This is a genomic window from Bacteroides gallinaceum (genome assembly GCF_030373775.1).
Taxonomy (GTDB): domain Bacteria; phylum Bacteroidota; class Bacteroidia; order Bacteroidales; family Bacteroidaceae; genus Phocaeicola; species Phocaeicola excrementipullorum.
In genome coordinates this window covers 242,937-268,850 of sequence record NZ_JAUDEN010000002.1, presented here as the reverse complement: position 1 = coordinate 268,850, position 25,914 = coordinate 242,937, and the positions used below count along the sequence as shown (strand labels likewise).

Below are 25,914 nucleotides of genomic sequence, written 5' to 3'. Positions count from 1 at the left end.
CAATCTTCTTGATTCAGAACATTGAATTTCCTGTGGAAAAAACGCTTATGAACCTATAGGCAAGTGATGTTTAAGGTGCAATAAAAAAGCAATTCCCTTCAAATTTACAGGGGGATTGCTTTTTTATTGATGGTAAGTAATGCTTGATTTATCCGATATAGTAGTTCAACTCAATATATAATACACGCTTTTTGCCTATAGTCGTGTCATCAATGCTCAGTTTGCCTTCGCGGGCGAGCCAGCCTATAGCCGCATTGATTTGTCTGTCAGGCAGCCCTGTCGCTTTTTTGATTTCATTGTAATCCCATTTCCGGTGTTCACCTTCGAGCAGCCTCCAGATAACACCTGCACTTTCACCTATACTTTGTACATCCATAAGCTAAAATTTTAAAAGTTGAACAGTTGTGATGTGTCCCTTTATTTCGAAGGTGGAGCATACCGGACTCGAACCGGTCACCTCGACACTGCCAGTGTCGCGCTCTAGCCAGATGAGCTAATGCCCCTTTTCGTTATGCAAAGATAACATGAAGATTTTATATTTTCAATTTTTCTTTCATTAAATTGCGTCCAATTGCTACATTTGCCGGAAATTTATCTCTGTTTTATAGAATGAAATTGAAGATTCGGAAGGCGGTTCCGGGTGATTTGGACCGTTTAATGGAAATTTTTGACGCTGCCCGTGCGTTCATGGCGGCTACTGGAAACCCTAATCAGTGGGTGGGGGGATATCCGCAAAGGGAATTGATTGCAGGGGAGATTGCTGCGGGCCATTGTTATGTCTGTGCCGCTGATTCAGGGAAAGCCGTTGCTACATTCTGCTTTATTCCCGGTCCGGACCCTACTTATGCTTATATTGAGGATGGTTCCTGGCCCAATAGCCGCCCTTATTATGTGATTCATCGGTTGGCTTCCGATGGAACGTGCAGCGGTATTGCTCGTTTGTGCTTTGAGTGGTGCTTTTCAAGATGCTCCTGCTTGCGTGCAGATACGCATGCCGAAAACAAAGTGATGCAAAAGCTGTTGACTGCCAATGGCTTTGTACGCTGTGGCATTATTTATCTCAAAAACGGTTCGCCACGCATAGCTTATCAGAAAGAATAGCCGGCAGCACAGCGTTACAGATCGGACTGACTTCTTAGAAACTGTTTTGAATTTCTCCAAAAAGTTTTTCTTGGCTTGATGTGTTCGTTTTCGTGTGTGCTTTGGGCTATTTTTTGTCTTTTCCGCTTCTGTTTTTCGTCAGATAGCCGCTATCTTCCTCATCACACAAACGGAAATGCCTCAAAAACTCATCCCAGATCAGCACACGATAAATTCAAAATAGTTTCTTAATTTGGCTTAATTGTTTGAATATTTTCTTTTGGAAATTTTTTATTGTGACTATAATTGTTTTTCTTTGCATCAGTTTCCATTAGAAAATAATTGAATTATGAAGTATGTGATAGTTGGCGGTGTGGCAGGCGGCGCTACAGCAGCGGCCCGTATCCGCAGAAATACGGAAAAGGCAGATATTATTCTGTTTGAACGGGGAGATTACATTTCTTATGCCAATTGCGGTTTACCTTATTATATAGGCAATGTAATAACCGAGCGTGAACGTTTGTTTGTGCAGACCCCCGAAGCGTTCGGAAAACGTTTCCGGGTGGATGTGCGTACGCGTTCGGAAGTGACGGAAGTCAACTTGCAGAAGAAAACGGTAACGGTGCGCACATCCGACGGAGATACGTATGTGGAAGCGTATGATAAGCTGTTGCTTTCTCCGGGGGCTTCTCCTGTACGTCCTCCTTTGCCCGGCATTGAGTCCGAGGGCATCTTTACGCTTCGGAATGTGAGCGATACAGACCGTATAAAGACTTATATGCAGCAACATGCTGTGAAGCGTGCCGTGATTGTGGGCGGCGGTTTCATCGGTTTGGAAATGGCGGAGAATCTGCATCATGCAGGTGCAGAAGTGGCTGTTGTGGAGATGGCCGACCAGGTGATGGGGCCTGTTGACTATTCAATGGCGGCTTTGGTTCACGAGCATTTATTGCAGAAAGGAGTGAAGCTTTATTTAAAGCAGGCCGTTGAATCTTTTGAACCCGGAAGAAACGGCATAACGGTGCGCTTTCAGTCGGGCATTTCGCTTGATGCGGATTTGGTGCTTTTGTCAATAGGAGTACGTCCGGAAACTTCGCTCGCCCAAAAAGCGGGACTGAAGATAGGAGAGGCCCGTGGCATTTGGGTGGACGAATACTTGCAGACATCCGATGCGTCTGTCTATGCGGTGGGGGACGCGATTGAATATCCCCATCCGATAACCGGAAAGCCTTGGCTGAATTATCTTGCAGGACCCGCTAACCGTCAGGCGCGTATTGTCGCTGACAATATGGTTTTCGGCAACAAGGTGAAATACGAAGGAGCTGTAGGCACTTCAATCGCTAAAGTCTTCGATCAGACGGTCGCTTCTACAGGACTTGCTGCAAAGCGTCTGAAACAGATGAATGTTCCTTATCTTTCGGCAACGATCCATTCGGCATCACATGCAGGATATTATCCGGGTTCTTCCCAAACAGATATCAAAATCGTGTTTTCTCCGACTGACGGACGCCTTTACGGCGCACAGATTGTGGGATACGAAGGCGTTGACAAGCGGATTGATGCGTATGCGTTGGTTATAAAGCACCATGGGACGGTCTACGACTTGATGGAGGTGGAACATGCTTATGCTCCTCCTTTCTCTTCCGCTAAAGATCCTGTGGCCGTATCTGGGTATGTGGCCGGCAATATTCTTTGCGGAAAAATGACTCCTTTATATTGGCGGGAACTCCGTGACGCAGATCTGACGAAAGTCACTCTTGTCGATGTGCGGACTGCCGATGAGTATGCTTTGGGGCACATCGACGGGGCATTGAACATTCCTTTGGATGATTTGCGCGAACGGATTGGAGAGATTCCTTCCGACAGGCCTGTATATGTGTATTGCGGTGTAGGCTTGCGCGGCTATCTGGCTTCCAATATTTTAAAGGAGAACGGCTATGGAGATGTGCGGAATCTGATTGGCGGCATCAAAACTTATAAGGCTGCAACGGCAGAAGTGAAGCTTCCGGGCACGGGTGAGAGTGAGGAGGAGAAGGCGCGGTGTGCTTGCAATGCTCCGGCAACCGATGGGTCAGAGCACTCGAAAACGATATGTGTGGATGCCTGCGGCATGCAATGTCCGGGACCTGTATTGAAGTTGAAGAAAGAGATGGAAAAACTGCTCCCGGGACAGCGTCTGGAAATAACCGCGACAGATGCGGGATTTTCTCGGGATGCTGAATCATGGTGCCGTATGACAGGAAACCGGATTGTGGAAGTTTCATCCCATGCAGGCAAATACAAAGTGGTGGTCGAGAAGGCTACTTCGTGTGCGGCGGAAGCTGTTCGCCAGGAACCGGAGGGGAAAGGCAAAACTTTTATCTTGTTCAGCGATGACCTTGACAAAACTTTAGCTACTTTTGTGCTGGCAAACGGCGCGGCAGCTACGGGACAGAAAGTGACTGTCTTTTTCACATTCTGGGGTTTGAATGCCATAAAGAAAGTTGCAAAGCCTTCGGTAAAGAAAGATGCATTCGGCAAAATGTTCGGCTGGATGATGCCCTCGGACTCCAGCAAACTGGGACTTTCAAAAATGAATATGGGCGGAATCGGGGCTAAAATGATGCGTCATGTAATGAAGCGGAGAGGCGTTGACTCACTTGAATCGCTCCGCCAGCAGGCCATTGATAACGGGGTGGAATTTATTGCTTGCCAAATGTCGATGGATGTGATGGGGGTGAAGAAGGAGGAGCTTCTTGACAATGTAACTGTTGGGGGTGTGGCGACCTATATGGATCGTGCCGAAACGTCTAATCTGAATATGTTTATTTGAATAATGGAAAAGATAAAATGTATTTGTGTGATGAGAGAGCTTTTCAGGGCTCTCTCTGAACTTGAAAACAGTCTGGTGGATGTGCACGGCATTTCGCTGAACGAGGCTATGGTGCTGTGCAGTATCGGTGACGAAACGATTGCGGCCAGTGTCATCGTGAAGCGTACGGGCATGAAAGCTTCGCATACGTCGAAAGTGATCCGTCTGGTTGAAGACAAGGGATTTATCAGGCGTGAACTTGGAACGGAAGACAAGCGGCAGATGTATTTTTCGCTGACAGACAAGGCTAAAGCTTGTCTTGCCGGCATCAAGGAAAAAGGGATTGAGGTTCCCGATTTGCTTTTGCCTTTATTCGGAAGCTATGTTGTGACGGATGACTGCCAGGCTTTTTGATTCGATTGCCATGAAAAAGAAGAAAGAATGGGAAATTCCCGAAGGAGTGGACAAGGTGCTGTTGCACACCTGCTGTGCGCCTTGTTCATCGGCTATCATCGAATGGCTGGTGGCGCATGGCGTGCGCCCTACCGTCTATTATTGCAATCCGAACATTTATCCGGAAGAGGAATACCGCATCCGTAAGGATGAGTGCTCACGTTATGCGCGTTCGCTTGGACTTGACATCGTGGATGCCGACTATGACCATGAGGCATGGCGTTCATGTGTGGCTGGCCTGGAGGGGGAGCCTGAGCGGGGAGGACGCTGTTTGCAATGCTTCAAGATGCGTCTGCTGGATACGGCACGCTATGCTCACGAGCACGGTTTTCGTGTGATTACCACAACGCTTGCTTCTTCGCGTTGGAAGAGCCTTGACCAGATCAATGAAGCGGGACGTTTTGCCGTAGCCGCTTATCCTGATGTGATTTGGTGGGATCAGAATTGGCGTAAAGGCGGCTTGAACGAGCGCCGTGCGGCAATTATCAGGGAATATGGCTTTTATAACCAGCAGTATTGCGGCTGTGAATTCAGTATGCGGAAAGACTGATGCACAGTTCTGGCGTTTGGCTGTTCTTGACGCAGCCAAACCGCTTTTGTATGTCTGGGCGGTGCTCTACACAGTCACCTTGTCGTGCCGTGCCGCCGGCGAACTGAGTCCTTCTTTGTCGGGGGTAGCTTGTGCTGCTACGGTATCTGACTGCAGCGGTATGGTGTTTTCTTTGTAGGCGGCAAATCCTTTCACTTTAACCCTTTCCTTTTTTTCCTCTTCGTTGATTTCTCCGGTTCCTATCTGGTTCATGTTGTCTTTGATGAAATTGTGGATATCGAAGAAAAAGTCGAGAAGCATCTTCAGGTGTTCCTCCAGTTCGCCTTCATTCGGCGAAAAATAGGTATGGCAGTGTGAGTGCAGTCCGACGGTTTTCCCGTCTTCGTCCATCATATATACTGTCGTCACAATTGATTTCACATTGGCCAGATTGATGATTTCTTTCAGGACAGGAAATGCTTCGTTGTCGGCATTGATGCATCCCCACCACGGATTCCAGATCATAATGAAACGGTTTTCCTCTTCTGCCGCTATGTAGAAGTCTTCGCCCTGGTATTTGAAGCAGATTTGTTGTTCTTCGTTCATCTCGGGCTGGCATCCGATTTTTTTGAGCGTGCTGATTACCAGGTCGTTCGTGCTCACTTCGTCAAGTTCGTCCTTGGTCAGGCGTTCGATATGCTCCAGCCGTTTGCGGCGTATGTTCAGATAGCGTAGTGCGAAAAGTATGACCGGCCACAGCGCCAGGGCGATAACAGCTATTAACAGAGTGATTTCACTGATGTTTGTCATGGTTTTCTGATGGTTTAAAGGGTTAGACGGGAGGTTGTTTGACTGTTGTCACTTTAAAGATAAGAAAAAAAATGATAAGTCGTTCTTTCGGCGGACTCTTTTTTATTTTATTGGACATTGTGATGCGGAGCCGGCAACTTTTGAATTCTGCGGATTTGCGCATGTTTCTTGTCCGTTTTGATTCCTTTCGTTTTGACGCACGGTTTCGCGATATTATAATCTCTTAGTTTTTTTTAATCTGTTCCGGTGCAGCAAAAGAGAAAAATCTTTGTTTTACTTGTGAATAGGTAAATATAAAACAATGAAAAAGATTTTACTATTGATGTTTGTCCTGTCTGCAATGGCAGGAAACATCCAGGCTCAGGAAACAAAGGAGCCGACCAAGGAAGAAAAGAAAGCATTGCAGGAACGATTAGACAGCCTGCAGTATGAAGAGGCTCTGAAAGCAGTCAATGCGAAAGAGTTTACTTTGGAGGCCGATCAGGTGGTTTTTAAATACGGACAAACGGCTTATGTATCTTCGAATACCAACTTTGTATCCGTAATGGGTGAAGATGCGGTAGTGCAGGTGGCTTTCAATATTCCGTTTTCCGGACCTAACGGACTGGGGGGTGTGACCGTTGACGGCACCGTTTCAGGCTATGATCCGAAAGTGGACAAGAAAGGCAACCTGTCGCTCTCGATGAACGTGATGGGAGCAGGAATTTCGGCCCGTATCGACATTTATCTGCCGAAAGGATCGAACCGGGCTTCGATAACCATTTCACCGAACTTCAACTCCAACCGTTTGACGCTGAACGGAGTGATTCTTCCGGCATCGCGCAGCAACGTTTTCAAAGGGCGTTCCATTTGAATAATTTAAAACAACCGATAACAATTAAGAGGAGGAGATTCACTATGAAAAAACTGTTTTTTCTGGCATGTGCGGCATTGGTGATGTCGGCATGCGAAAAAGATCCCGATATGGGGGAAATGGATGCAAATCTGGCCGTATATACTGATTATGACAGTGATACGGATTTCAGTGCATTCAAAACCTATTTTTTGCCTGACAGCATCCTTGAACCGGGAAGCCACCATGCTTCTTATTGGAAAGACGAAAATGCACAGGCTATAATCAGCGAGGTGGAGGCACAGATGAACAGTAGGGGATATACCCGCATCACTGATCCGGAACAGAAAGATGATGCAGACGTCGGCGTGCAGTTGTCGTATATTGCGCAAACCACTCACATTGTGACCGGAGGCTATTTCGGTGGCTGGTGGGACTATGGCTTCTGGGGACCGTGGAGCGGATGGTATTATCCGTATCCTGTAACTTATTCGTATGATACGAATACATTGGTTATGGAAATGGTTGATTTGACTGCATCCGGAGAAAGCGAAAACAACAGGCTGCCGGTGGTTTGGTATGCCAATGCTTCCGGCTTTGACTTTGGCGGACGTTACAGCCTGAAACTGCTCGAAGATGCGGTTGTCCAGTCGTTCGTACAGTCACCTTATGTTCAATCTGCTAACTAATAATCGAGGAGGATGTCAAATGAAAACAATGGATAAATTGCTGAAAAAAGCGCTGTTTTTGTGTGTTGTCTTGCTGGGACTGTCTGCCCGGAGCTTTGCACAATGTGATATGTCTAAGATGAGTCTGAAGGTAGACTGGCAGATGAACGCTCCGTTGTCTACTGATTTTGCTGACAAGTTGAGCGGGTGGGGAATGAACTATGAACTGACTTACAGTTTCACGCCTCGTTGGGAAGCGGGTCTGTTTGCTTCGTTCCACACCAACCATAAGTATATCGGACGGCAGACTTTGGCCCTTTCGCCTACAGAATCTCTGACCACCGACCAGCAGCGTTCGGCTTTTCAGGTTCCTTTCGGGCTGACTGCGGCGTTCAATTTGTCTACAAACAGGTACTGCAAGCCTTATATCGGTGTGAAAGTCGGCGCGATGTTTGCGCGTAACACCACTTATTACGCTGCAACCAGGCTGTATGACGATGGATGGGGATTTTATGTATCTCCTGAAATTGGCTTGAAGATTTATCCGACCGGAAAGCACTGGGGATTTCATATTGCCGGATACTACAGCTATGCAACCAATCAGACGCAAACGCTGACTGTTCCTATAGACGGACAGAGTAACGTCGGTTTTCGTCTGGGTGTGATATTTTAACTCTATCCCTTTCCGCACCTCCCCTTGACGGGGAGGTTTTTTTATCTTTATCGTATTATAGGTCCCTCTTTCTGGAGGGTGTGAAAGGCTTATCCGTTGTTTCTGTATTCCAGCGGACTCATTCCCACATAGCGTTTGAAATATTTTCCGAAGAACGACATGTTGGCAAAGTTCAGCGAGTCGGATATGTCCTGGATGGACAAGTTGGTTGATTTGAGCTGCGACTTTGCGTCCATAATCACGATGGACGAGATGATGTCGACGCAGGTTTTTCCCGACACTTGCTTTACCGTGGTGCACAGATGCGCATGTGTAATGCCAAGCTGTTCGGCATACCATGCAACATTCCGGTTGTGCGTATAATGCTGCATGACCAGTTGCGTAAAGCTTCTGAATATCTGTTCGCTTTTTGATATGGGCACGGTTTCTTCCGTTGAGTTGCTTTTGTAGATTATGGAAATTCCCTTGTGCACGTCTGCGTAGAGGTTAGGCGTGATTTCATGCTTGATTTTGTCAGGGAACCGTTCGTAGATGTTTATGAGGAATTGCAGGTATTGTTCCATTAGCAGCACGCCCTCCTTTCGCAATTGGAATGTCGGTCTTCCTAGGGTGAAGTAGATTGCATCGAGCATGGAGCGCGACTGGTTGGTCTGTTCGACAAATTTGGACGAGAATCCGAGGAAGTAGATGTTCAGGTTTCCTTCGATGCTGTTGATTTGGAAAATGCTTCCCGGCATGAGTGTGACGAAATCGTTTGCCTTGACGGTAATATGGTTCAGGTTTACCGAGGCTTCCACAGTGCCTTCCACGCAAAGCACGAACATCTCACATTTCAGTCTTACAGGATAATTCGTGTACAGTCCCAGCAAATCTTTGTTGATGTCTGTGCCGACAACCCAGTCCTCAGGCAAGTCTATTTTTGGCAGTTCTTTTTCCATTGTGTCTTCTTCTTCGTTCGTTCATGCAAATATACAAGTTTTTGCGTTATAAAATCACATTTATTTCTGTAAGTAACAGAACATAATCGGGTAAATATTGGTTAAGAACTTGGAGGAGCTCAGATGATATTGCTCTGCTTTCAGGTTTCGGCGCATCCGTTCGTTTTTCTGTTGGGAGCATTTTATCTGCATGATCCGTTCGATTCTACGTTCCAGCTTCTTGGAGCGTAATCTTTGCCGTTTTGTTTGAGAAAAGATTCCGCAGTGAAAAAACGAACAGATACAGCAGTGTAGGAAAGTGTTTCGCATACATGGATTTTCTTATGCTGTGTAATATGAAATTTTAAATTTAGACTATAAACGTTTTGAATTTCCTTGCGTAAAATCTGTAAAACGACATTTTTTAATGATGAAATGTCTTTGTGATGAAAAATAGAGCAGAAATAAAAAGAATTGACCTTGTAGGGTTTTGGCAAGAGTTGTTATTTTGCACCCTCCAAATAACGTTGTATAACAGATTTAAACCGTATTTTATTTAAGAATGAGGACAAGTGGTGATTTTTTCATTTTGTTTGGACTTTTGCTTGCCGGTTTGTCTTCCTGTTCGCAGGAGGATTACTCAAGTTTGGGTGAAACCGGGTCTTTCAGCATGAATGTTCAGGCAAGCAATGAAGTGATTGTAGGGGTTGATGCCAGCCGTGCTGAAGCAGGCGGGAAATCAGGTGAGGGAGCTGCGGCCGAATCGTTGCCCGATGTAAATGACTTTTCCGTATCTGTATCCAGTCACGGCGAGAAGGTGCTTTCGTGGGATACTTATCGTACGATGAGCGAAGAGGAGAATTTTGAATTGCGTCCGGGTGCCTATGTAGCGAAGGCATGGTACGGTGATTTGTCTGATGAAGGCTTTGACAAGCCTTATTTCGAGGGTTCGCAGGATTTTACGGTGAAGCGGGGCGAAACGACTCCGGTCAATGTTTCCTGCTATCTGGCCAATGCCAGGCTGGCCGTCGTGTATACGGATGATTTCAAGTCGTATTTTTCTGCGGCCTATTCCGCAGAAGTGACCGGTGCGTCGGGGAATAAAGTCGCTTATGTTCAGGACGAGCAGCGTTCTGCCTATTTTGTTCCGGGAACGGTTTCCGTGCGTGTGAAGGTCCGGAAGGCCGGCCAGGCGCAAGAAGCTGAATACGAAGTGAAGTCGTTTCAGGCTGAGGCCCGTCATGCTTATACGTTGACGCTGGATGTAGATGTTTCGTCGGCTACCATGACTGTGGAATTTTCAGAAGAGGTTTCTGACGAAAATGTTTCATTTGATGTGTCAAACGAGGCGTTGAATGCTCCGGCTCCTTATCTGAAAGCTTCAGGGTTTGTTCCGGAGAACATTCTGGAGCCGGTTGAAGGAGCAAATGCGAAAGAGCAGTTGTCGGTGTATGTGAATGCGGCAGCGGGGCTGGCTTCCTGCAAGATGACGGTCGCCTCGTCTTATCTGGAAGAGAAAGGAGTGTCCGGCGAGATTGATCTGACGGCTGCTGATGCCAAACTCGAAACGCTGAAAGGACTGGGTTTCCAGACAAAAGGGCTTTCGGGCAATGTTTCCCAAATGGCTTTGGTTGACTATACCGGTCTGGTAGGCAATCTCCCGGCAGGAAGAGGAGAAAGTGCTTTTGAATTGCGTGCGATAGACAAATATGGAAAGGTTTCCGATCCTTTGACGCTGAGAGTCGCTCCTCAGCTTTGCAATTTCGCTGTTTCGCCGACCGACGTTGAGGTTCCTTTCTTAGGAAACACCTGCCAGGTTTCCATTTCTTTTGTGGACGGTGATCCGTCAAAGGCTTCCTTTGTTTTGGCGGACGGAAGCCAGCCTCTGACCGTTACAGGGATTAGCGAAGGCATGGCTACGGAAAACGGCAGGCAGTATATTGTCAGCCTGCAGGCCCCCGACGGTGTGCAGTTCAAGGACCCGTTCAAGGTTTCGGCCTCTTACCTGGCATATAGTCTGGAGTCTGCCGAATTGCCTGTAAGTTATGGAATATTGGTTGACAGTGAGGCGGATGTTTGGGCTAAAAGGGCTGTGGTTCATGTTTATAATGAAGAAAATCTGTCCGCACTCCAGTTCCAGCAATATAAGGCGGGCAAATGGGAGAATGTATCGGTTAAGGAGATTGATGGCAATTATGTTACGGTGAATGGATTGTCTTCCAATTCGGCATTGAAACTGCGTGCCCGGAAGACGGATGCAGAGCCGACCAATGAAGTGGAAATTCAGACAGAAGAAGAATTGCAGGTTCCAAATGCAGGTATGGAATCGTGGAGTTATGAACGTGGCGGTGACTATTGGGGAATCTGGTATCCCTGGAATGAGCCGGAAACAGATGGATGGAATACGCTGAATTTAAAAACCACTTCTGACGGCAGTGACAATTTTCCTTATGATTATGCGTATGTCGCTAATTCCGGAACAAAAGAAACGGCAGACTGCCATAAGGGAGAAAAGGCTGCCCTGATTCGTACGGTAGGCTGGGGAGCAGGAACGACGGCTCCAGGACCTTTCTGGGATGGTTCTATGACACATACAGATCCGGGATATTTGTATTTGGGAAAAAATTCGGAATCTCCCGAAACGGATTATTCCCCTTATCTGTTTGCATCTCGTCCTGATGCGTTGTCTTTTTATTACAAGTATACGCCTTCAAGCGGACGATCTGCGAGCAATGATAATTTTGAAGTCTGGGTGAAAGTGGAGAACAGAGATGGAAGTCCGACTGTTTTAGGGCAGGGTTATCTGAAAAGTGGAGGAAAGGTAACGAACTATACGCAGGGAAGCATATCGATAAAATACACTGCTGATTATCGGGACCGTAAAGCGACTCATATTTATATTATTTTTAAGTCGGGTACGGAAACGCGTTATAACTATATGAGTGTTCCTCCAAGACTGAATCTGAGTGATGGCGAATACATAGGCAGCCAACTTTATATCGACGATGTATCATTAATTTACGAATAAAAATAAAGCAATAAAATGAAACGAAACTTGATATTTGCATTCGTTTTGTTGGCAAGTCTGATGTTTGCAGCATGCCACAGTGAGAAGATGGATTTCGACTTGAGTCAGACCGGACAGGTCAATCTGGCTCCCTTGAAAGACAGCGAGCGTCCGAAGCTTACTTTCAATACGGAACCGCTGGTCAGCATATCGCGTGCCGCTTCGGATTTGGAAGATTACGTGATTGGCATTTATACGGCAGACGATGCGCTGGTTCAGGAATGGACCTACAGCGAAATGCCGGAAGTATATACATTGAATGTGGGCACATATAAGATAAAGGCGCACAGCCCGGCAACGGAAGGCGCGGCTTTTGATACTCCGTACTGTGAAGGCGAGTCCGGGACATTTGCAATCACGAAAGATAATATCGTGGATGCCGGCCAGGTGAACTGTACGTTGAAGAATGTCAAGGTGACAATCAAGTATGATGAGAAGCTTGCCGCTTTGTTGGGCGATGATGTCAAGGTGAGTGTCAAGGTGGGAAGTGAATCGCTGGAATTTGCCAAAGATGAAACCCGTTCGGGATTTTTTCATGGTCAGGCAACAAACAATGCGGTGGATGTGGTGCTGACAGGCGAAGTGGAAGGAGAAAATGTTTCGATTACCCGTTCGTATCCCGATATTGTCATTGGTACGGAACTGATTGTCACTTATACGTTGGTGGAGGCTTCTACATCGGTCGACCCCGGAACGGGTGGAATTGTGTCTGTCGGCAGATTGGCTTTGAATGCAGCGTGTGAGAAGGTTTCCATCGGAGGAATGATTGTTCCTGACGAGGATGAAATCTTGGACTTCGGGAATCCGTCAGTTGTTGGACAAGGATTCAATATCGATGAAACGGTTACGGATTTGACCCAGCCGGTTGTGGTTTTGCTGAATGCTCCCGACGGACTGGCTCATGTTTATGTGCAGATTGAAACGACAAGCGGAAGCTTTGCTGCGGCTGTAGAAGAAATCTTAAGCCTTTCTTTTGATTTGGCTTATCCGGGGGATTTGGCTAAAAACCTTGAAGGTTTGGGATTGCCTGTTGGAGAAGCAGTAATCGGCCAGCAGCAAGTGGTGTTCGATGTGACTCAGTTTGTAGGTTTGCTGGCTAATGAAGCTTTTGCCGGAGTACATACATTTAATATCAGTGTGGTCGATGTCAATGATGTTGAAGCGAAAGCCGCTTTGACTATCGACAGCCGTAATGCCGAATGAAAAGAAGCAGGTGTATGAAGAGGATTTTGTTTATACTTTGTTCGCTTGTCTTGTTGGGTGCGTGCCGCCAGGAAGACCGATGGTCGGACGCAGGTGAGGGTACGCTGCTGCTCGACATGAGGCAGGGTGAGGAAGTGAAGGTTGTGTCGCGTGCGGAAGGAGATGAAACGGAGGATGGTGTTTCTGATCCGGCTGAGGCATTGAAGGAAACGGCCCGCGTGCGTGTGTTTCAGGGAAACAAATTGGTGCGCAAGTATAAAGGATGGGGCGGTGAAGTGGAGAGCGGAATCACGTTGGCTTCGGGTGACGATTACAAGGTGCGTGTTACTGCCGGAGATTCTGTAGCCGCCTCGTTTGATAGCAAGTTTTATGCGGGTGAGGAACCGTTTGTAATTGCCAAAGGGCAACAGACCACGGTGAATGTCACATGCAATATCGCGAACGCCCTGGTGAAAGTGAACTTCGACAAGGAATTTGACACTTATCTGAAAAGTGCGGAAGTGAATGTCGCCGTAGATGCGGAAAATGGAGGCTTGAATTATCAATGGGCAAGCAGTGAGGAAGCGGCGGAATCTCCGGTCGGTTATTACACGTTCCCGCAGGGAAAGAAATACTTTATCTGTACACTGACCGGTGTAACCAAGTCGGGCGAGAAGTTTACGCAGACGGACCGTATAGAAAATGCGGAGGAAGCTACCTTATACACGCTTACTTATAATTATGGACAAGGAGGCGAAGAGCCGGAAATTCCGGAGCAGGGCGGAAGTTTCTTTGAACTGCAGGTGGATGAAACGCCTCTGACTAAAAGGGAAGAGTCTGTCGGGATTTATCAGCGGCCTGTCATCCGGTGGACAAATGACAATGTGGTTCTTCCGGACGGTGCGGACTGGACGTTGGAGCCGGGGACGGAAGTAAGTCCGGTAACGGTGGTTTCTGCTTCTTCTGTTCTATCTCAGGTTACAGTGGAAGGTTCGCTGCTTGCTGCTTTGGATATTGCATCGGGTGATTTGCTGGATGAGGCTTTTCGCTTGGAATTGCAGAATAAGGGCATCGATGTGGCGCTTGATTCGGAATCACGTCTGACTGTTAACTGGAATGCTGCCTTGAATGCGCTTTTTGAGAATGAGGGCGTTTATGAACTGACGGTTGCTGCGGCAGACGCGAACAATAAATCCAGAACGGAGGCTTTAAGCATTGTGGTGTCTGATTCGAATGTCCGTGCCATAGCTATACCTTATATATATGAAATCTGGGCAGACAGAGCAACCTTGTATGCGGAAGTGATTGAAGGTAAGAACCCGACCGGCACGTTGACTTTCCGCTATCGTCAGAAAGGAACAGGTTCCTGGACAGAAGGCATTGCGGCCAGCCGTGAGGGAAATCAGATCAAGTCTGTGCTGTTGACCGGACTTGTTCCCGGGACAACTTATGAGTATCAGGTGCTGGAAGATACGAAAGTTTCAAATGTGATTCAGGAATTCACAACGGAAACAGCCGTTCAGTTGCCGAATGCCGGATTTGAAAAATGGTCGGGAAGCACGCCCATGCTGATTTATGGAAGCGGCGAAGAAATGTTCTGGGATTCCGGAAATCACGGATCAGCCACGTTGAATATAGATGTGACAACATCAGACTCTTCCATAAAGCATGGCGGTTCCTATTCTGCCAAACTGAAATCTGCTTATCCAAGTCTTTTGGGTATTGGAAAGTTTGCGGCAGGCAATCTTTTTATCGGCAAGTATCTTGCAACATCCGGGACGAACGGCGTGCTTGGCTGGGGTCGTCTGTTTACTGCTCGTCCTTTGGCTTTGCGCGGACATATCCGTTACGTAAGCGGAACGGTGGATAGAGGTGGAAACCATATAGCCAATGACCAGCCTGACCAAGGCATCGTTTATATAGCCTTGACAGACGGAGAGCCGGAAACATACGACGACGGTTCCCAGTGGGCCTTTATCGTAAAGACGGCAGATCCGAAACTGTTTGATCCGAATGCGGAAAATGTGCTTGCTTACGGTGAGCAGGTCTGGACTTCAAGTACGGACGGCAGCGGTATGGTAGAATTTACCATTCCACTGGATTACCGTGCGACAGACCGTATTCCTGCCCGTATTATACTGGTTGCATCCGCAAGCCGGTACGGTGACTACTTTGAAGGTTCTACGGGCAGCACCATGTGGCTGGACGATCTGGAGTTAATTTATGAAGAAAGCGAACTCGAAAAATGAACGTTTTGTGAAGAAGATTTTATACCTTTTCGCTTTGCTGTGTCTGGCTGTGACTGGCCGGGCACAGGAAGGCAAGATCAAGATTCCCGACAATGTATTTGTTCCTAAGGGACAGTGGGTGGTTGGAAGTTCCGTTTCCTATTCAGAGCATACGGAAGAGAATTATCAGTTTCTGATTATAGACAAATTTAATTCCGACGGCTATACATTTAATGTCAGTCCGTTGGTTACCTACGCGGTGAAAGACAATCTGACAATGGGAGGACGCTTCTCTTACGGAAGAACGCTGACCAAATTCAACGGCCTGTCTGTTGATCTGGGAGAAGACCTGAACTTTGATTTGAACGACACGTACCAGTTGAAGCATTCGTACTCGGTGATGGCGGTGATGCGCAACTATATCAATCTGGGTACGAGCAAGCGGTTTGCCCTGTATGCCGAAACGCAGTTGCAGTTCGGCGGTTCGCAGGCGAAGCTTGTGACAAAAGAAGGCAATGAACTGACCGGAACCTATACGACATCAACGGATGTGGGTGTCGGTGTGTGTCCCGGCATTGTGGCGTTTGTAAACAATTATACTGCTGTTGAGGTGAGTGTCGGAGTGCTTGGCGTCAATTTCAGCAAAGTGAAACAGAAGACAGACCAGATCTATACGGGCGACCAGTCGTCGAGTTCTGCCAATTTTAGAATCAATTTGTTTTCAATCGGCTTGGGTATAGCCTTTTATCTGTAGGAGAGTTGTATGAAATATATTATACTGTTTGTTGTGCTGTTTCTGGGCTTTGGCGCGTTTGATGTGTCGGCCCAGCATCGTGATACGATTGTAATTCATGATACGGTGTATGTGGAGCGGACTAAGGAACCGATGCAGCCGAAGAAGAATGTGATTGTCGAGTCAAACAGCCTGATACGCATCAAGCCTATCGGACGCTATGACCGTGGAATCCGTAACTACCGTTTTGTTGAAAAGGGGAAGTGGCTGGGAGGCCTGACTTTTTCGTTTGTAAACTATGACAGTGACGAAAGCACCATGCTTTATTCCATAGTCGGCGATTTGAACGCCAATTTCTCCGTAAAGTCTGTGAATCCGTTCGTGGGATATGCATTGAAAGACAACCTGGTGCTGGGGATGAAGCTGGGCTATCATCACCTTGACGCAGGGCTTGGCAACGTAGAACTGAATCTTGGTACGGACTACCACTTTTCGTTCGGAAACCTGAAATACAGTGAAGACTTGTATTCGGCAGGCGCATTCATGCGTTCTTATATAGGTCTTGACGAAAACGGAATATTCGGACTGTTTAACGAAACGGAGCTTACTTACAGGCACGGGACATCTGTCTATTCGGATGGGGCTGATGCTGATATGAAACGCACCGAAACTACTATCAATGAAATCCGCCTGGGCATTAATCCGGGTGTGGCTGTGTTCATTACCAAGAACCTGTGCGCTGAGATGTCTTTCGGTGTGGCTGGATTGAAATTCCGTTCTGAAAAGCAGCGTGATCAGGCTGGAGTGGAAGGGAAGCGTCATACCAGCGGCGCTGATTTTAAAATTAATATCCTTAATATCAATATTGGCTTGACTTTATGTTTGTAATCGGATATATGAAGAAACGGTCTTTAGTGAAATGTGTCTGCGGACTGGCGGCTGCCGTCTTGTTTTCCGGATGCATAAAGAATGATATACCCTATGCCAAAGTTCCGCTTTCAATCGTGTCTATGCAGGTTGAGGGACAGATCGGGAACGCTGTCATTTCTGAGGATGACAGGACGGTGACGCTGACTTTGGGCGAAACGGTGAATCCTTCCAGTCTGAAGGTGACCGAATTCACCTGTACGGATAAAGCTTCTTCCACGTTGTCTGTGGGGCAGGAAATCAATCTGTCTTCTCCTTACAAAGTGACGTTGTCTTTGTATCAGGATTATGAGTGGACTGTTGTCCGCAGCCAGCCGGTTGAGCGGACTTTTCAGGTGGAGAATCAGGTCGGAAACGCTACTTTTGATGAAGTGAACCTGGTGGCAAGGGCATTGATAAGGAAAGACGCTGACCTTTCTGAATTCAGCTTGTTTGCGTTGAAGCTTGGGCCGGAAGGTTCGGCTATGAACGGTGAAGTGACTTCGGTCCCGACATTGAAGTGGACGCTGTATACGAACTATGCGGAAGCATCGGTCCGGGTGACTTACGGAGGGTTTGTGGACCAGATCTGGAGGGTCAGGGTGTATAACAGTTCCACAAACGTGATAACTGAATCGGCTGACGGATGGGTGAATGTGGGCTGGATGTACGGAACGGGAGTTGCCGGTGCCGACTGCGGTTTTGAATACCGGGAAGTGGGTGCAGCGGAATGGATCCGTGTGCCGCAGGAGTATCTGACAGTCGATGGCGGCGAGTTCCGTGCCCGTGTTCCTCATCTGGATGCGAATGCCACCTATGAGTGCAGGGCCTATTCCGGTGAAGAGTATGCCGATGCGGTTGAGTTCTCTACCGTTGACGTTGAAACAGTTCCTAACATGGACTTTGAGGATTGGGTCTATAATGCCGGACGTAACGGCAAGTCGATTTGTCCGTGGGCAGAGGGCGGATCTCCTTTCTGGGATACGGGCAACCATGGAAGCACTACGCTGAGCGACAAGGATAATGTAACCACTCCCGTAAGCGATCCGCGTCCGGGAAGCCGGGGGACGACTGCCGCCCAACTGAAGTCGGCAACTGTAGTCGGTGTGCTTGCTGCCGGAAACTTGTTTATCGGCGAGTATAAAGAAACGGTGGGCATGAACGGCCGTTTGGGATTCGGACGTGGCTTTACTTCCTATCCGACGCGGCTCAAAGGATATTTCAAGTATCAGACTGCACCGATAACCAAAATCAATGCCGGATTTGAGTATCTTGAGTCAAGGCCCGACAGCTGTATCGTATGGGTGGCTTTAGGCGACTGGGAGCTTTCGTCAGCCAATTCAGAAACGGGACAGTTTACGGCAGTTGAGATTCTGACGGACAACGCTAACAATAACGGCACATATTTCGACAAGAATGATTCGCATATCATCGCTTACGGTGAGATGGTGTGCGGTGAGAATGTTTCGGATTACAGAGAATTCAGTGTGGAGCTTGACTACCGTGCTACCAACCGCCGTCCGACTGCTTTGCTTATTGTCTGCTCGGCAAGCAAGTATGGTGACTATTTCACCGGAGGTCCGGGAGCGACGTTGTGGCTGGATGATTTCAGTCTGGAGTATGATTATGATTAAATAAAGTATTCCCGCCATGGCCGAGCGGTTATGGCGGGGATATTTGTCGCTCATGGAATTGCAGATGAAAAACAGAACGTATTTCTTAAAGATTGAACATCGTTTCATTTGATTACTAGCATGCTTTTTAGCAAAAAATGAAAAACAGACAAATAATAAAAGAAATAGACCTTGTGTTATTTGTTTCTTTGTCCTTATTTTGCAGCCGATTAATCAATTAATAAAGAACAGATGAAAAAGAATGTATTTTATTATTTTTTTGCGGCTCTGTTTGCCGTAACGATGTTTGCTTCTTGCAGCGACGATGATGGCTTGAATGAAGACCCAAATCCGGGGGGAGGTACAGGAACAGGGGAAGATTCTGTATCTGTAGCTGATAATTTTGTTGGGGAATATAAAGGAACTTTGGATGTAAGTGTTGGAGGGGCTTCTACTCCGCTTATGTATCAGAATATTACAATTTCGAAGGCCGGAAATGATTCTATAGATTTGGTTATAAGTAATTTTACTTTTGCTGGGGCTATTGAATTAGGTGACGTGACATTGGCTGATTGCCAGTTGTCGTCTGAAGATAATACGACCTATACTTTCCATCGTGAAGAGGAAATGACATTTTCTAATCCGTTGGTAGGGACTTGCCCTGTTACTTCTGATGTTACCCTTTTCGGAGACAGTGTGGTTGTAGAATTGGCTATTGTATGGAACGGTGGCATTGATGTAAATGTTGTTTATAAAGGTGTTAAGCTGAAAGGAACAGAAAAAACAGAAGCCCAGATAACTTCTTTTACATTTGACAGTTCCGTAGATGCTAATTCTGTCGTAATTTCTCAGCCTGTTATCAATGAGGATAATACTATTACTTTCGGGGTTTCTGAAGATGCTGATGTGACTGCGCTTGTTCCGACTATAACAGTTTCAGACGGTGCTACTCTTTCTCCTGCAGGTGGTGTGGCTACTGACTTTTCTGATGACATAACTTACACCGTTGTTTCTGAGGATGGAAAAACAGTTGCTGAGTATACAGTAAATGTTCCTTCTAAACTTTCTTCTTGGAAATATTCGTTTGATGAATGGGGCACGAAGAACGGAACTTCTACGGGACTTGTTGATACCCAAAGTGCTTCTTGGGATTCTCCATTGCCCTTGGACGAACTGGCAAGTGCAAATGAAGGTGTTGCAGCTTTGAAGACTCCTTTTGGAGGAAAATATGAAGGCGATTATGCTATGACAAAGGAAGAGAACGGTTATAGTGGAAGTGCTGTAAAACTTCAGACGTTGTATACGAATGATCTGTTAGAGTTCATTCCCGGTAGTATTCCTGCTATAACTCCTGCTTCTTTATATACAGGTACTTTTGAGTTTTCTATGCAAACAGAGGCTGCTAAACAGTTGACGATGACAAAGTTTGGAATCTCTTATGATAAGAAACCTTTGACCTTTAAAGGTGTTTATAAGTATGCTAAGGGCGATAATTATATTGACGGATCTCAGGAGCCTGCGCTTGAAAACCAGGAAGGAGAAGATAGAGGTCTGATATTAGCTGTATTATACGAAGCTTCTGCTGATGAAACGCTTGATGGTACTAACTTGAAAACAGCTTCAAATCGTGTGTTGTTGGCTCAAGTTGGGGGTGACGCAGGTGTTGCTGATACCAATGGTGAGTGGGTTAATTTTGAAATTTCTTTTGAACCAGTAGGTGATGCTGAATATTCCTCAGATAAGCAATATAAGTTGGCAATTGTTTGTCAGTCAAGTGTAAATGGTAGTGAATTCAAGGGTGCAGCAAACAGTACTCTTTGGGTAGACGAACTCGAAGTAATTGGTGAATAATAATAAAACCAATCATTCTATATTATAATTGAAAAGCTGTTTCTGACATATAATCAGGAGCAGCTTTTTATTTTCCCAGTTCGAATTATCCGGCAAATCTATGCGAAAGAATAATGCCGGAGATTGCGTATAAAAGTTTGTCTTCAGTTTGGAGATACATATCTTCAAGCTGGAGATATATGTCTTTAGACTGGAGATGTGTATCTCTAGCCTAGAGATGTAGTTCTTTCTGCGAGTGGAAAGAAAAGGCTGAGTCCTTCTTTTGGGGCGAAAGAGTCCGCAAGGCAAGGCTGTTGCAGCATCCACTCAGAAGCAGCCAAGGATTGGTGTGCAGCCCGCGCAGATTTCTCTTCTGGGAAACGAGAGGGCTTTAGCTATATCACGGCGCTGAGCCGTGTGCTCACGGCCTTGGGCATAACTTCCGCCACGCTTGACCGGAGCAAATTCGGGAAAATTGTGACATGGTAACTGCGTATCAGATAAAATGCGGAGCCGCAGAAAATTGATGTCATTCTGCGGCTCCGCACTTTTCTGTAGTCAGCTCTTGTTTAAAATTCGTATCCGAAGCCGAAATTCAGATAAATGGGATACATGGCAAACGAGATGGTCTTGAAATCTTTTTGGAAGATGTCGTTCAGTCCCCATGTCAGGTCTGCATGGACATTCAGATGCTTGTAGGCCTTCCATGTTCCCCCCGCCTGAAGTCCCCATTGGAATCGGCGGAGCTCGTTTGAGAAGTCGTAGGTGGCGATGCTCTCTCCGGAGAAGTTGACACGGCTTCCCGTTGCGTCCGGTGTGCGCAGATGTCCTTCGTATACGTTTCCTGAGAAATCCCCCTCCATCATGTAAGAGAGATAAGGTCCGGCAGAAACTTTCCATCTGTTTCCGATTTTGAGATTTGCCAGAATCGGAACCGTAAGATAGGAAGTTCTGACTTTGGTGCGTACCTCTCCGGTCCATATTCCCTGTATTTTTCCTCCTACTTCATTAAAGATTTCCATTCCGTAGTTTTTTACAGAAGCTTCGGTTGTCATTGTTTTTCCTTCGAGCCGGAGGCCTACGCTGACTCCCCATTTCTGTTCTTTGCCCAGCCATTTGGTGGCGTTTCCTTCGAGAGCGATACCCAGTCCGGGTTTGTAGCTTTCGATGCTTCTGATTTCTTGGGGCAGAGGAAGCGGCGAAGTTCCTCCGATGTTGACCCCTGCCTTGAATTCGTAGTCCAATCCGTGGAGTGCAGACCAGATCAATCCTTTGTGTTCTCTGTTGGCTTTATAGTCTGATGATTGTGCGTACAAGCTTTCTGCATTCAGGACGAAAGCAGCTATAAGGGCAATCAGTATGTTTCTGCTATTCATGTTTTTCTGTTTTTAATTATTCGCATACAATTTCTACTTCGTCAACGTACAGTTCGCTTCCTACGGCTCCGCGGAAATAAGCTCCTTCGATGCTTGAAGTGAATACGATGGCCAGCTTGTATTCCCCGTTTCTCAGTCTTTCCTCATCAATAGTCTTGCCATTCTGCGGCTCGAAACTGAGTTCGAAGCGTGTCCATTGGTCTGTTTCGGCCATCGTCGGGTTTCCGTCTTGTCCGATTCTGGCCAGTGATACGATGTGTCCGTCTATAGGTCCGTCCTGAGGGAACAGGTCGCCGTTCAAGGAGTAGTCGCCTGTAAAGGATTCATATAATGCTGCATAGATGTCGCCCATATCAGAGATTCCCGGCACTTCTTCTTTGTTTTCATTCATGAATGTTTCTCCGGCTTTATACTTGTAGTATCCTGTCATCCGGACCGGTTTTTTTGTGAATGGGAAGCCGAAGAGAGTGGCTTGCAGCGGATGCTGTATAGCGTTTTGCACATCGAAAGATCCAATGAACAGATTTCCTGCCGCGATAGGCATTCCAATGGGCTTCCCGAAGTTTCCTGTATCTCTTGTGGTCAGTTTTACACATTTGCCGCTATATCCGTCCGAACTCTGTGCCGTAGGATAATCTTCTGCATCTTGAGCCATTCCGCTTATTTCAAATCCGGGATTTCCGCTGGCCCATTGCATGATTCCCGATTCGGTAGTCAGGTACAGAACGTGGTAGGGTGTCGTTTCTTTCAGTTCCTCGAATGAGTATTTTGTATAGTTCGACAATTCGATTGTGTTGATGCTCAGCGTATAAGTTGCCTGGTTGCTTCCACTTTCCGACTTTACCGTGAAGTGTCGCTGTTTATTTTGCGAGAAGTCGCATTGGCAGGTCCATGTGGTGTCTTTCTGAAGCGCAGGCTGTGTATCGTTCGTTTCCGGATCGTCCAACTGTATGGTAGCCTTGTCTGCCAGCGTAAAGACCAGCGTTTGCTTTGACATGTCCATATCTGCCATATAGACTTCGATTTCTTTTGTGTTGTGCGAAATGTTGGTCAGCAGGATGTTTTCACCTTCACATCCGTCGATGGCCGCTTCCACATTAGGTGCTTCGTCCTGTATGCAGGAAGTAATGGCACAGCTTGCAAACAGCCCTAATAATAGATTTTTTACTTTCATGTTTATTATCGCTTGGTAATTAATAAATTAGTAGGGCAAAATTACGGAAAATATTTGTAAATGGGAGCTTTTGGCCTGATATTTTTGTTTTTTGCTGTTGCTGAAATACGGTGCTGTTACTGAAAGTTTTGTATGGAAGGCTGGCCGTGTGTTCACTGGAGATATCGCGCTTGCCTGTAGAGGTGTCAGAGCTGATAATGGCCGGTGCCCTGCATCGGCTGTGTCAGCCAGATGTAGGGCATTTCTGTTTCATAGCGCAGCTATTTCATCGGCTGTAAGTCCTGTAGCCTGTATGATGAGTGTTGTTTCCATGCCCATCGCCTTGAGTTTTTTCGCTATTTGTACTTCTTTATTTCGTTCTCCTTGTTTCATACCTTCCTGTATGCCTTGTTTCATGCCTTGTTTCATGCCTTCCTGTATACCCTCTTGCTTTCCTTTTTGCAAGGCATCACTGACCAGCGTTTGTTCTACGCGTACCGCATCCCAAAAATCATCGTATCCGAGTAGTTGGGCATCGCTGAAGGCCGATTCTTCAAGGAGAGTCACAGCTTTCTTGATTTCCGGATTGTCCAGTAATTCTTGCGGTATTTCTCGTGTTTTTCCGTTGATCTCTGTTAGATAGCGCAGCCACAAGACATACATTTTCTTTTCACTGTATGTATGGGGAGTGAATTTGGGCAGTTCGACGAATATAAAGCGCAGGCCTTCGATGATTCTGTCCGTATGCTGTATTTGTACGATGCGATAATCGTGGTAGAAATCTTCTATGTCGGGAGCAAATACCTCGTTTACCAGGCTGAGCGAATATACCGGTTGGAGGAGTTCGTATTTTTCTTTGCCGTCAAGCTGCCGTACATAAGCCTTGGATGCGTTGAACAGTACCCTTTGCATGAAAGCTGACGACCATAACATCTGCATTTCAACGATAAACTGGCGTCCGCGTTTGTCCCGGCATCTCACATCGACAATGCTGTTTTTCTTTAAAGGCGTTTCTGGAGCCAGCTCTGGTGTAAGATATTCTATCTCGTTGATTTCTTCTTCAGGAGTTTCAAAGGGAAGAAGGGCATTCAACAAGCTTTTGATAAGGTCGGGGTGTTCGCCGAACACTTTTTTGAAGGTCAGGTCTGCTTTGGGGTCAAGGTATCTCATGATTATTTCATATTAAGGTTTGTGCAAAAATAGTGTAAATGGATGAGATATGGAAATGTATATACAAAAAATCCCGGTTCTGCCTGCAAACAGAACCGGGAGTGATTTAGATTACGGAACAATAATCTGGGCTTATACGATACCTTGAGCCATCATTGCGTTGGCAACTTTCATAAAGCCGGCAACGTTGGCGCCCTTCACGTAGTTGATGTATCCGTCGGGTTCGGTTCCGTACTTCACGCAGGCTTCGTGGATATTCTTCATGATGCTTTTCAGTTTTTCATCCACTTCTTCCTGGCTCCAGCTCAGTTTGATTGAGTTCTGAGTCATTTCCAGACCTGATACTGACACGCCGCCGGCATTTGCCGCTTTTCCCGGAGCATAAAGAATCTTTGCATCCTGGAATACACGGATGGCTTCCGGAGTAGAAGGCATGTTGGCTCCTTCTGAAACGGCGAAGACACCGTTGGCTACCAGTGCTTTTGCATCATCTCCGTTTATTTCGTTCTGAGTTGCAGACGGAAGCGCGATGTCAGCTTTTTCATTCCAGGGGCGTGCGCCCGGTACATACTTGCAGCCGTATTTTTCTGCATATTCACGGATGCGTCCGCGATACAGGTTCTTCAGTTCCATGATGTAGTCCAGCTTTTCGCGGTCGATGCCGTCCGGATCATAGATATAACCGTCGGAATCAGACATGGTAACAACTTTTGCTCCCAGTTCGATCAGCTTTTCAGCAGTGTACTGAGCCACATTGCCCGAGCCGGATACCAGGCAGGTTTTGCCTTTGATGTCTATATTGCGCGTTTTCAGCATTTCAAGCAGGAAGTAGATGTTTCCGTATCCGGTTGCTTCCGGGCGTATCAGAGAGCCTCCGAATTCGCGTCCTTTTCCAGTCAGTACACCGCTGAATTCGCGGGTCAGTTTCTTGTACATGCCAAACATATAGCCGACTTCACGTCCGCCTACGCCTATATCACCGGCGGGTACATCAGTTTCGGGACCGATATGACGCCACAATTCCAGCATGAAAGCCTGGCAGAAACGCATTACTTCTGCATTTGATTTGCCTCTCGGAGAGAAGTCGGAACCGCCTTTTCCTCCTCCCATCGGAAGGGTGGTCAGCGAGTTCTTGAAAGTCTGTTCGAAAGCAAGGAATTTCAGAATACCCAGATTTACAGAGCTGTGGAAACGGATACCGCCTTTGTACGGGCCGATTGCGTTGTTATGCTGTACACGGTAACCCATGTTGGTCTGAATATTGCCTTTGTCATCCATCCATGTTACACGGAACTGGTATACACGGTCGGGAATGCACAGACGCTCGATAAGGTTTACTTTGTCGAATTCAGGGTGCTTGTTGTATTCTTCTTCTATTGTTCCCAACACTTCTTCTACCGCCTGATGGTATTCAGGTTCGTTCGGAAATCTTCTTTTCAGATCTTCCAATACTTTAGCTGCATTCATAAGTCAAAAAGATTATCGTTATTTATTATTGGTTAGTTTTCTTTTCTAATCAGTCGCTGTTTGTTATTTGATGTGCCAAAAGTATATCTTTTTTTTGATTTATGCAACAATTGATAAATAAAAATGATGGAAAAATATCAATTTAACTTGTTTGCTGTGTTTATTGTGCCTAAGTGATTATTTGTTCCTGCTTTTTATGGACTTTATGATAGGGATAAACACAAGTGCCCCGGATATGATGAGCATAAGTGTCAGCGGTCCGTCAATTTTCGGTGCAGAGGTGAGTACGATGAAGCAGAGGGCTGCCCAAAGGAGGGTCAGCGTGATGCATTGTGCATTGTTGAGAGGTTTTCGCATAGTTTTTAAAAGGTGAAGTGTAATAAAAAACGAACACAGAGGCGCATTGTCACAGATGTTTGCGGTCAAGATTCTGTGG

General features: G+C 46.5%; 22 protein-coding genes and 1 tRNA gene. 14 read left to right on the top strand and 9 right to left on the bottom strand.

Features of this window, described 5'->3' with window-relative positions; all coding sequences use genetic code 11:
- Nucleotides 1-148: 148 nt before the first annotated feature.
- Both QUW60_RS02400 and QUW60_RS02395 read right to left on the bottom strand, forming a co-directional pair.
- Nucleotides 149-376 carry a winged helix-turn-helix domain-containing protein gene (locus QUW60_RS02400; protein ID WP_258338449.1) on the bottom strand — a complete coding sequence of 76 codons (228 nt, stop codon included), beginning with the start codon at nt 374-376 and terminating at the stop codon, nt 149-151.
- Between the two features lie 53 nt (nt 377-429).
- Nucleotides 430-503, bottom strand: a tRNA-Ala gene (locus QUW60_RS02395).
- A 106-nt stretch (nt 504-609) separates the two neighbouring features.
- On the opposite strand from QUW60_RS02395, the gene QUW60_RS02390 reads away from it, so the two are divergent.
- The 4 genes from QUW60_RS02390 (at nt 610) to QUW60_RS02375 (ending at nt 4,874) form a co-directional block, all read left to right on the top strand.
- Nucleotides 610-1,101, top strand: coding sequence for a GNAT family N-acetyltransferase (locus QUW60_RS02390; RefSeq protein WP_258338450.1), 492 nt, complete (start codon nt 610-612; stop codon nt 1,099-1,101).
- Between the two features lie 328 nt (nt 1,102-1,429).
- Nucleotides 1,430-3,892, top strand: coding sequence for an FAD-dependent oxidoreductase (locus QUW60_RS02385; RefSeq protein ID WP_289558305.1), 2,463 nt, complete (start codon nt 1,430-1,432; stop codon nt 3,890-3,892).
- A gap of 3 nt (nt 3,893-3,895) precedes the next feature.
- Nucleotides 3,896-4,285 (top strand): MarR family transcriptional regulator, encoded by a 390-nt coding sequence (locus QUW60_RS02380; protein WP_289558304.1) that lies wholly within the window; start codon nt 3,896-3,898, stop codon nt 4,283-4,285.
- 10 nt (nt 4,286-4,295) lie between these two features.
- The gene (locus QUW60_RS02375; protein ID WP_289558303.1) at nt 4,296-4,874 is read left to right on the top strand and encodes an epoxyqueuosine reductase QueH; all 579 of its coding nucleotides are present in this window, start codon (nt 4,296-4,298) and stop codon (nt 4,872-4,874) included.
- 66 nt (nt 4,875-4,940) lie between these two features.
- Here QUW60_RS02375 and QUW60_RS02370 read toward each other — a convergent pair whose 3' ends face one another.
- The gene (locus QUW60_RS02370; protein ID WP_289558315.1) at nt 4,941-5,654 is read right to left on the bottom strand and encodes a hypothetical protein; all 714 of its coding nucleotides are present in this window, start codon (nt 5,652-5,654) and stop codon (nt 4,941-4,943) included.
- 310 nt (nt 5,655-5,964) lie between these two features.
- Here QUW60_RS02370 and QUW60_RS02365 point away from each other — a divergent pair, with 310 nt between their 5' ends.
- From QUW60_RS02365 to QUW60_RS02355, 3 genes are read left to right on the top strand one after another with little or no spacing between them, the layout of a single operon-like run.
- Nucleotides 5,965-6,516: a DUF4251 domain-containing protein gene (locus QUW60_RS02365; protein WP_258338454.1), complete on the top strand. Its 552-nt coding sequence runs from the start codon at nt 5,965-5,967 to the stop codon at nt 6,514-6,516.
- 44 nt (nt 6,517-6,560) lie between these two features.
- Nucleotides 6,561-7,184: a DUF4136 domain-containing protein gene (locus QUW60_RS02360; RefSeq protein ID WP_289558302.1), complete on the top strand. Its 624-nt coding sequence runs from the start codon at nt 6,561-6,563 to the stop codon at nt 7,182-7,184.
- A gap of 19 nt (nt 7,185-7,203) precedes the next feature.
- Nucleotides 7,204-7,836: an outer membrane beta-barrel protein gene (locus QUW60_RS02355; protein WP_289558301.1), complete on the top strand. Its 633-nt coding sequence runs from the start codon at nt 7,204-7,206 to the stop codon at nt 7,834-7,836.
- Nucleotides 7,837-7,925: 89 nt separating this feature from the next.
- Here the strand turns inward: QUW60_RS02355 and QUW60_RS02350 are convergent, their stop codons facing one another.
- Entirely contained in the window at nt 7,926-8,774 is an 849-nt protein-coding gene (locus QUW60_RS02350; RefSeq protein ID WP_258338457.1) for a helix-turn-helix domain-containing protein, read from the bottom strand.
- A gap of 541 nt (nt 8,775-9,315) precedes the next feature.
- On the opposite strand from QUW60_RS02350, the gene QUW60_RS02345 reads away from it, so the two are divergent.
- From QUW60_RS02345 to QUW60_RS02315, 7 genes are all read left to right on the top strand, one after another.
- On the top strand, nt 9,316-11,781 hold the full coding sequence (locus QUW60_RS02345; RefSeq protein WP_289558300.1) for a DUF4493 domain-containing protein: 2,466 nt from the start codon (nt 9,316-9,318) through the stop codon (nt 11,779-11,781).
- Nucleotides 11,782-11,796: 15 nt separating this feature from the next.
- Nucleotides 11,797-13,023: a DUF4493 domain-containing protein gene (locus QUW60_RS02340; RefSeq protein WP_289558299.1), complete on the top strand. Its 1,227-nt coding sequence runs from the start codon at nt 11,797-11,799 to the stop codon at nt 13,021-13,023.
- Nucleotides 13,024-13,037: 14 nt separating this feature from the next.
- Nucleotides 13,038-15,251 (top strand): DUF4493 domain-containing protein, encoded by a 2,214-nt coding sequence (locus QUW60_RS02335; protein ID WP_289558298.1) that lies wholly within the window; start codon nt 13,038-13,040, stop codon nt 15,249-15,251.
- 7 nt (nt 15,252-15,258) lie between these two features.
- Nucleotides 15,259-15,984 (top strand): hypothetical protein, encoded by a 726-nt coding sequence (locus QUW60_RS02330; protein WP_289558297.1) that lies wholly within the window; start codon nt 15,259-15,261, stop codon nt 15,982-15,984.
- A 9-nt stretch (nt 15,985-15,993) separates the two neighbouring features.
- Nucleotides 15,994-16,851 (top strand): hypothetical protein, encoded by an 858-nt coding sequence (locus QUW60_RS02325; RefSeq protein WP_289558296.1) that lies wholly within the window; start codon nt 15,994-15,996, stop codon nt 16,849-16,851.
- Between the two features lie 8 nt (nt 16,852-16,859).
- Complete coding sequence (locus QUW60_RS02320; protein ID WP_289558295.1) at nt 16,860-18,503, top strand: PCMD domain-containing protein; 1,644 nt, start codon at nt 16,860-16,862, stop codon at nt 18,501-18,503.
- A gap of 231 nt (nt 18,504-18,734) precedes the next feature.
- Nucleotides 18,735-20,333 (top strand): PCMD domain-containing protein, encoded by a 1,599-nt coding sequence (locus QUW60_RS02315; protein ID WP_289558294.1) that lies wholly within the window; start codon nt 18,735-18,737, stop codon nt 20,331-20,333.
- 548 nt (nt 20,334-20,881) lie between these two features.
- Here the strand turns inward: QUW60_RS02315 and QUW60_RS02310 are convergent.
- From QUW60_RS02310 to QUW60_RS02290, 5 genes are all read right to left on the bottom strand, one after another.
- The gene (locus QUW60_RS02310; RefSeq protein WP_289558293.1) at nt 20,882-21,688 is read right to left on the bottom strand and encodes a porin family protein; all 807 of its coding nucleotides are present in this window, start codon (nt 21,686-21,688) and stop codon (nt 20,882-20,884) included.
- 16 nt (nt 21,689-21,704) lie between these two features.
- Entirely contained in the window at nt 21,705-22,862 is a 1,158-nt protein-coding gene (locus tag QUW60_RS02305; protein WP_289558292.1) for a PCMD domain-containing protein, read from the bottom strand.
- Nucleotides 22,863-23,111: 249 nt separating this feature from the next.
- Nucleotides 23,112-24,011, bottom strand: coding sequence for an Rpn family recombination-promoting nuclease/putative transposase (locus QUW60_RS02300; protein WP_289558291.1), 900 nt, complete (start codon nt 24,009-24,011; stop codon nt 23,112-23,114).
- A gap of 132 nt (nt 24,012-24,143) precedes the next feature.
- Nucleotides 24,144-25,478 carry an NADP-specific glutamate dehydrogenase gene (locus tag QUW60_RS02295; RefSeq protein ID WP_258338468.1) on the bottom strand — a complete coding sequence of 445 codons (1,335 nt, stop codon included), beginning with the start codon at nt 25,476-25,478 and terminating at the stop codon, nt 24,144-24,146.
- Nucleotides 25,479-25,655: 177 nt separating this feature from the next.
- Nucleotides 25,656-25,835, bottom strand: coding sequence for a hypothetical protein (locus QUW60_RS02290; protein WP_258338469.1), 180 nt, complete (start codon nt 25,833-25,835; stop codon nt 25,656-25,658).
- Between the last annotated feature and the right edge of the window lie 79 nt (nt 25,836-25,914).